We start from the raw sequence: 11,673 nt of genomic DNA on the forward strand, positions 1-11,673 counted from the left end.
GGATTTGTCAATGTCCACGCCTTTGGGGCCTTTTCCAATTTTATCGTTGGAGAACGCAGCGAAACCGGTTTCAGCCGGTGAGAACGGACACCCCCCGCAGCGACATGCACCACCACGGGGAGTGTCCGGCGTTACGCCGGCGGCCGGTCCTGACGGTTCAGTCGGCGTCGTAGGTGTTGGCGATGTACACGTCGCAGGGTGCGTTGTGGGCAACGCTGTTGGCCACGCTGCCAAGGACGCGCCCGATGCCGTGCATGCGCCGGTTGCCCACCACGATGATCCTGGCGTCCATGCGGATGGCTTCCTTGATGAGGGCGTCGGCCGGGCGCCCGCGCGCTGCCGAATACGTCACCGTGATGTCGCGGCCCAGCGATTCCGCCACCGTCCGGGCCACCTGCTCCGCGGCGTCCGCGTCGGAGACGATCCAGCGGTCGCTGCCGCTGCCGAACACCTCGGTCCGGTCGCTGTCGAAGGCGGACACGACGTGCAGGGAAGCGCCCAGGGCCGCAGCCAGGTCCCTGGCTGACTGCGCCGCCTTCTTCGCCGTCTCGCTGCCGTCAACCCCTACAACGATGATTCCAGCCATATGCATGCTCCTTTGCTAGGTTTCGGCACTCGTGTGGCTTACGCTACAGCGCGGCGATGGCTTCCTGCAGCACCGGCGCCAACCGGCGCACTCCCTCGGCGATGGCATCGGGTGGTACGGCGCTGAAGGCGAGCCTGAGCTTATTGGACGGTTCGTCCGACGGCGTGAAGGCGGCGCCGGGGATAAACACGACGCCGGCATCGATCGCCTTGTGCAGCAATGGGTAGGTATCAACACCCTCCGGCAGCGTCACCCAGACGAAGAAGCCGCCCTGCGGGTTGGTCCAGGTGGTTCCCGCGGGCATGTATTCCCTGAGGGCGGCCAGCATGGCGCGGCAGCGCTCGGCGTACAGCCGGCGGTAGGTCTCGATCTGTCCCTTCCAGTCGTAGTCGCGCAGGTAGGCCGAGACAAGCATCTGGTTCAGGGCGGGCGGGCAGAGCGTCACGGCTTCGGCGGCCAGGTAGTAGCGGCGCTGCAGGTGCTCCGGCACGAGGGCCCAGCCAATGCGCAGGCCGGGCGCGAAGATCTTGGAGAATGATCCCAAATAGATGACATCGTCTGGGTTTGCGGCCCGTAAGGGAGCCAAGGGCTCCCCCTCGAAGCGGAGCAGGCCATAAGGGTTGTCCTCGAGGACAAGGATATTCGCCCTGCGGCATATATCGACCACCTGCTGCCGGCGTTCCCTGGCCAGGGTGGTGCCGGATGGATTGTTGAAGTTGGGGATGGTGTAGAGGAACTTGATGCTCCTGCCCGCCAGCTGCAGGGCGGCGATCCGCGCCTCCAGCAGTTCCGGAACCAGGCCGTACTGGTCCATCTCCACGGTCTCCACCTGGACCTGGTACGCCTCGAACGTGTTCAGTGCGCCCACGTAGGTGGGGTCCTCCACCAGCACCACGTCGCCCGGATTGCAGAACAGCTTGGTGGCAACGTCCTGGGCGGACTGGGAACCTGCGGTGATCACCACGTTCTGCGGACGGGCATCCAGGATTCCTTCTGCAGCCATGACATCGCAGATCTGTGCCCGGAGTTCCGCTGTGCCCTGCCCGGCCCCGTACTGGAGGGCGGTAAGGCCGTCCTCCGCGATGATTTTCGCCGCCGTGGCTGCGAGCCGGTCCAGGGGGAGCGACTGCAGGTACGGGCTTCCCCCCGCCAGCGACACCAAGCCGGGCCGCATGGAGATGTCGAAGACATCCCTCACCGCCGACTGCCGGATGTTCGCCGCGCGCTCGGAGAACAGTTCCTCGTGCCGGTGTGCCGACGTTGCCGCCCGCTCGATTGCATCAATGGCTTCCGCCGGCAGCGTGCCTGCCGCGGTGTCAAGTGTCTCGTGGGTCACAGAGTCAGGATACAGCCAGTTGTTGCGCTAAAAGCAACATATGTTTATTACTGATTTACCGGCGGCCGGCTACTTCAGTTTCAGGGAGTCCGCCAGGGTCTTTCCGTTGATGTAGATATCAGCCCGGACTGCACCCACTGCCTCAAGGGCGGTCTGGGTGAGCTGGGCGTCAATGCGCGGAAGGTCGCAGGTTCCGCCGGGCTTCAGCGCGCCCGCCAGGTAGACCGTGACCGTTGTGCCGTCAAAGCTGCCGGACAGGAACTTCAGCCTGGAGCCGCCCAGCGCGTTGTACAGTCCATCCGGCTGCTGTCCGCCGTCAAGGAGGGCAGCGATTGCAGCCTTCAGCCGGCCATCCCCGGCGCCGGCGAGTGGGGCGGAGGCGACCAGGCTGTCATTGCAGCCAAAGCGGATACCGTGCCTCCCGCCGTCGTCCACCATCACGAAGTAGGCCGTTACCGGCGGGGCCGTGGCGGCGGCGCTGGCCCGGGGACCTGCGGGTGCCGCTGCCTGGGGCGTACTTTGCGGCCTTCCGGCCGGTCTTCCTTGCTCCTCCCCCGGAGGGCTGCTTTCCATCGTCGCCGGAAGGAGGGCCAGCGGCGCTGCGCTGGTTCCGGCATTTCCGCCGGTGGCAGGCACGGATGGCCCTTCCGGTTGGGGGAGAGGGGCGCTGCAAGCGCTGAGCAGCAGCGCAAGGCACCCTGCTGCCGCTGCCAGGCTGCCGCTGCCCCCGCCGCCCCAACTCCGTCTCTTTGCCATGCGGCACGCAATCCCATCCGGTAGGTCCAGTGGATTAACGCTACGGCGGCCCTGGTCCGCGCAGATGTCCGGAAGGTACCGGTTGGGACAAGAGTTGGTCACGGCTGGGAAGTGCCCCTTAAGCCGGCAGCGCCCGGCATGCAAAGCTGCATGCCGGGCGCTGCCGGGCTCCCTAAGCTGCCAAGTGGCGCGGGAGGTTAGGCTGCCGGTGCTGCGGCGGCCAGGGTGTCGAAGATGCCCTTGATCTGCTCCACGATTTCGGCGTCGTCCTTCGGGTGGACCTCGGCGAAGCGGACCATGGAGCCCGGGACGGCCAGCTTGACGTCGTCGAGGATCTGCGCGCCGGCGATGCCGGCGGCCTTGCGTGCCTCGTCCTGGGCCCACACGCCGCCGTACTGGCCAAATGCTGTACCGACGACGGCGGTCGGCTTGCCCGCCAGGGCCCCGGCACCGAAGGGGCGGGACAGCCAGTCAATGGCGTTTTTCAGGGCGGCGGGAACGGTGCCGTTGTGTTCGGGGGTGACCAGCAGGAGGGTGTCGGCCTCTTCGGCGGCGGCGCGCAGTGCCGCGGCGGCAGCCGGGACCTGGCCTTCCACGTCCAGGTCCTCGTTGTAAAAGGGGATGTTGCCCAGGCTCTCGTGGATCACCACGTCCACCTGCTCGGGCGCGTTGAGCTGGATGGCTTCCGCCAGCTTCTGGTTGGTGGACTCGGCGCGGAGGCTGCCGACAAGGGTAAGGACTGTGCTCTTGGTCATGGAATCTCCTGGCTAGGGTCGCGGCGGGGACCGCGTTCGGGTGAACAGAGGCTCATGGAGCCTTCACCGTACTAAACGGACCGCAGTCCGCTTATATTCCCGGTGGCTACACTGTCTGTGTGAGTTCCATCCCAGTGCGGCCGGGAATGACCCCGGTAACGGCCGCGGAACGCAGCGACGCTGCCCGGAACCGGGAACGTCTCCTGCTGGCTGCCCGGGAGCTGATTGCGCAGGGCGGAGCGGCGGCGCTCACCATGGACCGCCTGGCCGGGCACGCCGGGGTGGGCAAGGGCACGGTCTTCCGCCGCTTCGGCAGCCGCGCCGGACTGATGCTGACATTGCTGAACGATTCGGAGGCCGCCTTCCAGGCCCGCGTCCTGTTCGGCCCGCCGCCCCTGGGCCCAGGGGCTGCGCCGCTGGACCGGCTCATCGCCTTTGGCACCGAGCGGATCGCTTACGTACTGGAATACGGCGACCTGGTCCTCGCTGCCGGACACGCCTCCCGCAGCAGGTTTGACGTCCCGGCCGCCGCCCTCTGGAACCGGCACGTGGAGATGCTCCTGCGCGAAGGCGGCTTCGAGTCCCCCGAACCGTGGCTGATGGCCGGATCCCTTAATGCCAGCCTGGACCCCGAGCGGCTCCTGCACCTTGTCCGCGAACATGGGGTCACCAGTGAACGGCTGGCAACTTCCTGGCGCGATCTTGTCACACGCGTGGCGGGCGGCGCGTAGATTACGCGGTGGAACGCCCTTGCGTCCAGTCAAACCAACTTCACAGAACTATTCATAACGATCTGATACGGCCCGCCTGATTTCGGGGGATTGCGGCGCTTTTCCGGTGAATGCTTGTGATAGTTTCCTCTGGAATGTGACCCGCGACATAGTCCACCAGGACCTGCCCATGGGGCTGCGGGAGGCCAGCTACCCGCTGGTGCAGAACCCGGTGAGGCGGCACAACCCGTGCTTGTCCGGGGACGACGGAAGGATCCAGCAGTGATGGTTGACTTGGCCAGCGGCACGGCACGACATCGGACATTGGAGTGTTCCTCCGTCCAGCATCCGGCGGCGCGGCCAAAGAAATAGCCCCATGCTCAAGTACCTCGCCAAACGCGGCCTCACGTATGTGGTGATGATCTTCCTCACCACATCCGCCGGATACTTCCTGGCTGTCAGCTCGCTCAAGCCGGCGCTGCTCGAGCAGGAACGCATCCCCCGGCCCACCCCGGAGCAGGTGGCCAACTCCATGCGGCTGAAAGGCTTGGACCCGGACCTCAGCCCGTGGGAGCGCTACGTTGACTGGCTCACCGGGATCGTCACCCGCTGGGACTGGGGCCGGAGCCCCAACGGCGCCTACATCAACGCCGAGTTTGGGGACCGCGTCTGGATCTCCACCCGGCTCTTCCTGGCGTCCATCATCCTTACCCTGGTTATCGGCGTCGCGCTCGGCGTCTATTCGGCCGCACGGCAGTACAAGTTCCAGGACCGCGTCATCACGTCCTACAGCTACCTCGCATACATCGTGCCCGCGCCCATCGCGTACTTCCTGGTTCAGCTGGGAGCCATCAACATCAATGAGTCCGTGGGGGACCGGATCTTCTTCGTCACCGGCATCTCCACACCGGGCGTAGCGGCCGGCTGGCCCCAGGCCATGGACCTGGCCGCGCATTACGTGGTGCCTACGGTGGCCATCACACTCGTGGGCTGGGGCGCCTACCAGATTGCGCAGCGGCAGTACCTGCTGGACAACGTGAACGCCGACTTTGTCCGCACCGCCCGGGCCAAGGGGCTCAGCCGGAACCAGGCAATCGCCCGGCACGCCCTCCGCGTCTCCTTCATTCCGGTGGCCCAGAGCATCGCGTTCACCATCCCGGCCATCTTCGCCGGCGGCTTCTTTGCCGAAAAGATCTTTGCCTGGCCGGGTGTTGGCTCCTGGAGCATTGATGCCATCTCGCTGCAGGACGTCAACGCCGCCACGGCCACCCTGGCCTACGGCTCCGTGATCTTCGCCCTGGGCGCCATCCTGGCGGACTTCGCCACCACGCTTGTCGACCCGAGAGTGCGGGTGCAGTAGCCATGACCAACCTGAACGCCGTTGACCCGGCAGCCGTGGCGCAGGACGCGCACCTGGAGAGCGCCGACGTCGTCATCGGCAAAAACACCATTATCTTCCGCCGCTTCCTGCGGAACAGGACCGCAGTGGCGGGCCTGGCCATCTTCCTGGCCCTGACGGTTTTCTCGTTCATCGGGGGATTCTTCACCCCGTGGGACAAGGAAACCATCGACCCCTTCAACATCGGAATGCCGCCATCGGCCGACCACTTCCTCGGTACGTCCCAGGCCGGAATCGATCTCTACGCCATGACCGTCGAGGGCACCAGGATCTCCATCCTGATTGGCCTGGTGGTAGGCCTCGTATCGGTCCTGATCGCCGCCGTCTACGGCTGCAGCATGGCCTACTTCGGCGGCAAGGTGGACAAGGTGATGCTGTTCATCCTGGAGGCCCTGATCATGATGCCGGCACTCCTGGTGGTGGCCGTCGCCACCAGCGGCGGCGCTGCGGGCCTCAAGCGGGACCTTCCCTCATGGCTGCTGCTCATCATCGTGCTGCTGGTATTCAGCTGGATGGGGACGGCCCGCCTGATCCGTTCCATGTCCATGTCCCTCATGCAGCGTGACTTCGTCAAGGCCGCCCAGTACATGGGCGTGCCGCCGCGGCGGATCGTCTGGCGCCACCTGGTTCCGAACATCGGCTCGCTGCTGATCCTGGACATCACCCGCGGGGTCACGGCGGCCATCCTCGCCGAGGTGGCCTTTTCCTTCATCGGCATCGGGATCAAGGTCCCGGACGTGAGCCTCGGCGTCCTGATCGGCGGTGCCACCTCCCAGGTGCAGACCTTCCCCTGGATGTTCTGGGTACCGCTGACCGTCATGTTCCTCCTGACCGGCTCGCTGGCCATGATGAACGACGGCCTGCGGGACGCCTTCGACCCCAGCTCCAGTTCCACCGGCAAGGCCAGGAAGGCCAAAGCCCGGACCATCCCCGCGGAAAAGAAGACGGCATGAGCAGCGAAACCACCACCGGAGCCATGGAACCCGCCCGGTCGGACGTAGAGCGCCTGCACGTGGCAGGACTGCACGCCCCTGCCGACGCAGTGCTGTCCGTCCGCGACCTGAATGTCCGCTTCAGTTCAGAGAACGGCGTTGTCCACGCCGTCAGGGGCGTCGACTTCGACCTGATGCCCGGCAAGACCCTGGGGATCGTTGGTGAATCAGGCTCCGGCAAATCGGTCACCTCGCTGGCCATCATGGGACTCCTCCCGCCCGCGGCCCAGGTCTCCGGCTCCGTCCGGCTCAACGGCAGGGAACTGCTGGGGCTGAGCGACAAGGCCATGTGCCAATTCCGCGGGAACGACCTTGCCATGGTGTTCCAGGACCCCCTCTCCTCCCTTACTCCCGTCTTCACGGTGGGCACCCAAATCATCGAAGCGCTGGCCATCCACCACCCCTCCATGAGCAGGAAGGCCAAGGAAGCCCGCGCCGTCGAGCTTCTCGCCATGGTGGGGATCCCCAGCCCCCGTGAACGGCTGAAAGCCTTCCCGCACGAGTTCTCCGGCGGCATGCGCCAGCGCGTCATGATCGCCATCGCCATCGCCAACAACCCGCGCGTCCTGATCGCGGACGAGCCGACGACGGCCCTGGACGTCACCATCCAGGCCCAGGTCCTCGAGGTGCTCCACGCGGCACAGGAGGAGACCGGTGCCGCCGTCGTGATGATCACGCACGACCTCGGCGTGGTGGCCGGGATGGCAAACGACATCATGGTCATGTACGCGGGCAAGCCGGTGGAAACCGGTGCCGTGGACGACATCTACTACAACCCGCGGATGCCCTACACCATGGGCCTGCTGGGCGCCGTGCCCCGGGTGGACGTGGCGGAGAAATCCTCGCTCGTCCCCATCGAGGGAATGCCGCCCAACCTGCTCCACGCCCCCACCGGATGCTCGTTCGCACCCCGCTGCCCCCTTGCCTCGGAGGCCTGCCTTGACGGCGAGCCCGCCCTCGCACCCGTCGACGGCGGCGCACTGCACCGTGCCGCCTGCATCAAGTCCGGATCGCTGGGCGGAACTGTGGATGTCCACGACGTGTTCGCCGCCCCGCCGGTGCCTGTGTCCCGCTTCGACGCCATCCCCCGTGCCCAGCGGGACACCGTGCTGAAGCTCAAGGACGTGCGGAAGCATTTCCCGCTGACCAGGGGCGCCTTGATCAAGCGCAGGATCGGCACGGTCAAGGCCGTGGACGGCGTGACCTTTGATATCCGCGAAGGTGAATGCTTCTCCATCGTGGGCGAGTCCGGATCGGGAAAGACCACCACGCTCCTGGAGATCATGGAGTTCCATCCGGACCAGGACGGCGAGGTGGTGATCGGCGGGCTCAGCAACAAGCAGGCTGCCGACGCAAAGACCAAAGCCAGGATGCGCCGCGAGCTCCAGATGGTGTTCCAGGATCCCACCGGCGCCCTGGATCCCCGGTTCACGGTGTACGAGGTCCTTGCCGAACCCCTGCAGAACGCGGGCATGGACCGGGCGGCCACCAGGAAGCGGATCATGGAGCTAATGAAGCTCGTGGGCCTGCAGCCGGACCACGTCAACCGCTTCCCCAACCAGTTCTCCGGCGGCCAGCGCCAGCGGATCGGGATCGCCCGGGCGTTGGCCGTGAACCCCAAGCTGGTGGTTTTGGACGAACCCGTCTCCGCCCTGGACGTATCGGTCCAGGCCGGCGTGATCAACCTCCTGGACCACCTGCGCGCCGAACTGGGCCTGAGCTACCTGCTGGTGGCGCACGACCTCTCCGTGGTGCGCCACATCTCCAACCGGGTGGCGGTGATGTACTTGGGCAAAATCGTGGAGATCGGTGCCGTGGACCGGGTGTTCGACAACCCCCGGCACCCTTACACCCGCGCGCTCCTCTCCGCCATTCCCGTTCCGGACCCCCAGCTGGAACGCACCCGCGAACGCATCATCCTGCAGGGTGACCTGCCCTCGCCGCTGCAGGCACCCAAAGGCTGCAACTTCGCCACCCGTTGTCCTGTCTTCGCGGCGTTGCCGCCGGCCAAGCAGGAAAAGTGCCTCACCCTGGAACCGCCCCTGGAAGCTGCGGCATCCGCCGCGGACCAGCAGTTCGCCTGCTTCTTTCCGGATGGGGAACTGGATGAGGACATGCTGGTGGTCCACGAACCGGCGGACCACCATGCGCCCTAGGACTTCTCGACCCACACGCACCACCACTCGCACCAATGAAGGGAAAACCATGAGGAAACTGAACAGGATCGGCGGAGCTGCAGCTGTTGCTGCGGCCCTGGCGCTGACGGCCTGCGGCGGTGGCGGTGCCAGCGGCCCCGAAACGGCCAAGGCACAGGCATCGGGAAGCGACCTGGCCAAGCTGATCAGCATCAACGAGAAGCCGGCTGCCGACCTGCAGCAGGGCGGCAAGGTCACCCTTCCGTTGGGCAACATCGGGCCGGACTTCAACGGGTTCTCCAACAACGGCAACAGTGCGGACAACTCAGCGCTGCAGGTTCCCATGAACCCGGTCGCCATGAACGGCGGCGGCATGGGCGGCTGCTGGAAGGTGGACTTCAAGGGCAAGGTCACGCCGAACACGGATTTCTGCGAGTCAGTGGACAGCGTGGTCAAGGACGGCAAGCAGACCATCACCATCAAGGTGAACCCCAAGGCCACCTACAACGACGGCACCCCGATCGACGTCAAGGCCTTCAAGAACACCTGGAACATCCTCAAGAGCCCGGATGCCGGCTACGACATCGTCAGCTCGGGCGCCTACGAGTTCGTTGACTCCGTCGAAGCGGGCAGCAACGACAAGGAAGTCATCGTCAAGACCAGCCAGCCGGTCTTCCCGGTGGATTCGCTGTTCTTCGGACTCATCCACCCCGCCGTCAACACCCCCGAAATCTTCAATGAGGGCTTCAACGGCAACCTGCACCCCGAATGGATGGCAGGTCCCTTCAAGCTGGACCAGTACGACACCGCCGCCAAGACCGTCACCATGGTGCCGAACGACAAGTGGTGGGGCCAGAAGCCGGTCCTTGCCAACGTGACCTTCCGGCAGCTGGAAACCAGCGCCCAGATCGCCGCGTTCAAGAACGCCGAGATTGACGCGATGTCGGCCAACACCATCTCCCTCTACAAGCAGCTGGACGGCACCAAGGACTCCGACATCCGCCGCGGCCAGCGGCTGTTTGCCGGCGGCCTGAACCTGAACGCCCAGCGCATCACCGACGTCAACGTCCGCAAGGCCATCTTCGCCGCCGTCGACCGTGAAGCCCTGCGCAAGGTCCGCTTCAACGGGTTGAACTGGGAGGAGCCCAGCTCCGGTTCCATGATGCTCCTGCCGTTCTCGGACTACTACCAGGACAACTACCCGGTCAAGGAAACCGGCGCGGACGCCGCCAAGAAGGTCCTCACCGACGCCGGCTACACGGCCAACGCCAACGGGATCATGGAGAAGGACGGCAAGCCCGCCGCCTTCAAGATCAGCAACTTTGGCGACGACCCCACCACCCTGGCAGTGGCCCAGACGCTCCAGAAGCAGCTCCAGGCCGGCGGCATGGATGTCGGGATTGACCAGCGCGCCTCCGCCGACTTCGGCAAGGTCCTGGGCAGCCGTGAGTTCGACCTGAGCATCTCCGGCTACACGGTTGGTCCGGACGCCACCGATGCCGTCAAGCAGTACTACGACTCCAAGACCAACGAGAACAAGCTGGGCGACGCCGAGCTGGACAAGAAGATTGCCGACCTCGCCTCGATCGAGGACAACGCCGCCCGCAACAAGGCAGCCATGGATGTGGAGAAGGAGCACATGGCCAAGTACTACTCCATGGGCGTGGTCTTCAACGGCCCGCAGATCTCCTTCGTCCGCACCGGCCTGGCCAACTACGGCCCGTCCCTCTTCAAGAGCCTCTCGCAGGTTCCGGACTGGACCACCATCGGCTGGGAAAAGAAGTAACGTCCCTCCCGCGGCAGTAGCCGCACAACGCCGAAAGACGGCACCCCTGGTCACCAGGGGTGCCGTCTTTCGGCGTTGTGCGGATCTTGTTCGACGTCGCCACGCCAGGGGTAGCGTTGGTTCCATGACCGGAACTGAAGGCAACCCCCGCACCATCCGTACCGCCGTCGTCGGCTACGGGCTTGCCGGCAGCGTGTTCCACGCGCCGTTGCTCGCGGCCAACAGCAGCTACTCGCTGGACGCCGTGGCCACGTCCGACGCCGGGCGGAGGGCGGCTGCCTCATCCAGGCTTCCAGGGGTGGAGGTAATGCGGGACGGTGCCGCCGTCCTTAAGCGGGCAGCCGACCTTGACCTGGTGGTCCTGGCGACGCCGCCCGCGACGCATCATTCGCTGGCCAAGGCAGCGTTGGAAGCGGGGCTGGACGTGGTGGTGGACAAGCCCTTTGCGGTCACCAGCGGGCAGGGGCAGGAACTGATCGACCTGGCGCGGCAGCTGGGCCGCGTGCTCTCGGTGTTCCACAACCGGCGGTGGGACGGGGACTTCCTCACGCTGCGAAAGCTGCTGGCCGCGCAGTCGCTGGGAAGCGTCACCCGGTTCGAGTCGCGTTTCGAACGCTGGTCCCCGGCCATCAGCAAAGCCTGGAAGGCCCGGGCCACAGCCGTCGACGGGGGAGGCATCCTGTTTGATCTTGGCAGCCACCTGATCGACCAGGCGCTGCAGCTGTTCGGCCCGGCCGCCGTGCTCCACGCCGAGCTGAAGGCGCGGCGCTCGGATGAGCGGACGGATGATGACGTCTTCCTGGTCCTGCGGCACGATTCGGGGGTGACCAGCCACCTGACCATGAACATGCTGTGCGCGCAGCAGGGTCCGCGCTTCCGGGTGCTGGGCTCGATAGGCGGCTTCACCAAGAACGGTGTGGACCCCCAGGAGCCCTACATGGCGGCCGGCGGCAGCCCCCTGGATCCCGCCTACGGCCAGGAGGCGCCGGAGTGGGCCGGCCACTTGGGCCGCGACGGCCACCTGGACCGGCTCCCCACCGAACGCGGCGCGTACCCCGAGTTCTACCGGATCCTGGCGGACAAGATCCTCGACGGCGGCACCGCGTCGGCCCGTCCCCTCCCGGTAGACCCGGAAGACGCGGTCGCGGTCCTGAAAATCATGGAAAAAGCGCGCGAACTGGCCTAGGCCCGTCGATTGCTCCCCACAGGGCCCCCGTA

General features: G+C 65.9%; 11 protein-coding genes. 7 read left to right on the forward strand and 4 right to left on the reverse strand.

Going from position 1 to position 11,673, the window contains the following annotated elements; all coding sequences use genetic code 11:
• Window positions 1-157: 157 nt before the first annotated feature.
• From FB478_RS17075 to FB478_RS17090, 4 genes are all read right to left on the reverse strand, one after another.
• Window positions 158-586, reverse strand: a complete 429-nt coding sequence (locus tag FB478_RS17075; protein WP_018769753.1) for a universal stress protein — start codon at window positions 584-586, stop codon at window positions 158-160.
• 43 nt (window positions 587-629) lie between these two features.
• Window positions 630-1,922: a PLP-dependent aminotransferase family protein gene (locus tag FB478_RS17080; RefSeq protein WP_144601162.1), complete on the reverse strand. Its 1,293-nt coding sequence runs from the start codon at window positions 1,920-1,922 to the stop codon at window positions 630-632.
• Window positions 1,923-1,991: 69 nt separating this feature from the next.
• Complete coding sequence (locus FB478_RS17085) at window positions 1,992-2,558, reverse strand: GerMN domain-containing protein (RefSeq protein ID WP_261377435.1); 567 nt, start codon at window positions 2,556-2,558, stop codon at window positions 1,992-1,994.
• Between the two features lie 317 nt (window positions 2,559-2,875).
• Entirely contained in the window at window positions 2,876-3,433 is a 558-nt protein-coding gene (locus FB478_RS17090; protein ID WP_018769750.1) for an NAD(P)H-dependent oxidoreductase, read from the reverse strand.
• 119 nt (window positions 3,434-3,552) lie between these two features.
• Here FB478_RS17090 and FB478_RS17095 point away from each other — a divergent pair, with 119 nt between their 5' ends.
• From FB478_RS17095 to FB478_RS17120, 7 genes are all read left to right on the forward strand, one after another.
• Entirely contained in the window at window positions 3,553-4,164 is a 612-nt protein-coding gene (locus FB478_RS17095) for a TetR/AcrR family transcriptional regulator (RefSeq protein WP_395858357.1), read from the forward strand.
• Between the two features lie 136 nt (window positions 4,165-4,300).
• Window positions 4,301-4,429 carry a hypothetical protein gene (locus tag FB478_RS21415; protein ID WP_018769748.1) on the forward strand — a complete coding sequence of 43 codons (129 nt, stop codon included), beginning with the start codon at window positions 4,301-4,303 and terminating at the stop codon, window positions 4,427-4,429.
• 90 nt (window positions 4,430-4,519) lie between these two features.
• The gene (locus tag FB478_RS17100) at window positions 4,520-5,503 is read left to right on the forward strand and encodes an ABC transporter permease (RefSeq protein ID WP_018769747.1); all 984 of its coding nucleotides are present in this window, start codon (window positions 4,520-4,522) and stop codon (window positions 5,501-5,503) included.
• Window positions 5,504-5,505: 2 nt separating this feature from the next.
• A complete protein-coding gene (locus tag FB478_RS17105) occupies window positions 5,506-6,495 on the forward strand; it encodes an ABC transporter permease (RefSeq protein ID WP_018769746.1) in 990 nt (329 codons plus the stop codon).
• Window positions 6,492-8,690: an ABC transporter ATP-binding protein gene (locus FB478_RS17110; protein ID WP_144601163.1), complete on the forward strand. Its 2,199-nt coding sequence runs from the start codon at window positions 6,492-6,494 to the stop codon at window positions 8,688-8,690. Before FB478_RS17105 ends, FB478_RS17110 begins: the two co-directional genes overlap by 4 nt.
• A 49-nt stretch (window positions 8,691-8,739) precedes the next feature.
• Window positions 8,740-10,455 (forward strand): ABC transporter family substrate-binding protein, encoded by a 1,716-nt coding sequence (locus FB478_RS17115; RefSeq protein ID WP_144601164.1) that lies wholly within the window; start codon window positions 8,740-8,742, stop codon window positions 10,453-10,455.
• 124 nt (window positions 10,456-10,579) lie between these two features.
• Window positions 10,580-11,641, forward strand: coding sequence for a Gfo/Idh/MocA family oxidoreductase (locus FB478_RS17120; RefSeq protein ID WP_144601165.1), 1,062 nt, complete (start codon window positions 10,580-10,582; stop codon window positions 11,639-11,641).
• Window positions 11,642-11,673 lie beyond the last annotated feature (32 nt).

The organism is Arthrobacter sp. AG367 (genome assembly GCF_007828995.1).
In the GTDB taxonomy this organism is placed as follows: Bacteria; Actinomycetota; Actinomycetes; order Actinomycetales; family Micrococcaceae; genus Arthrobacter.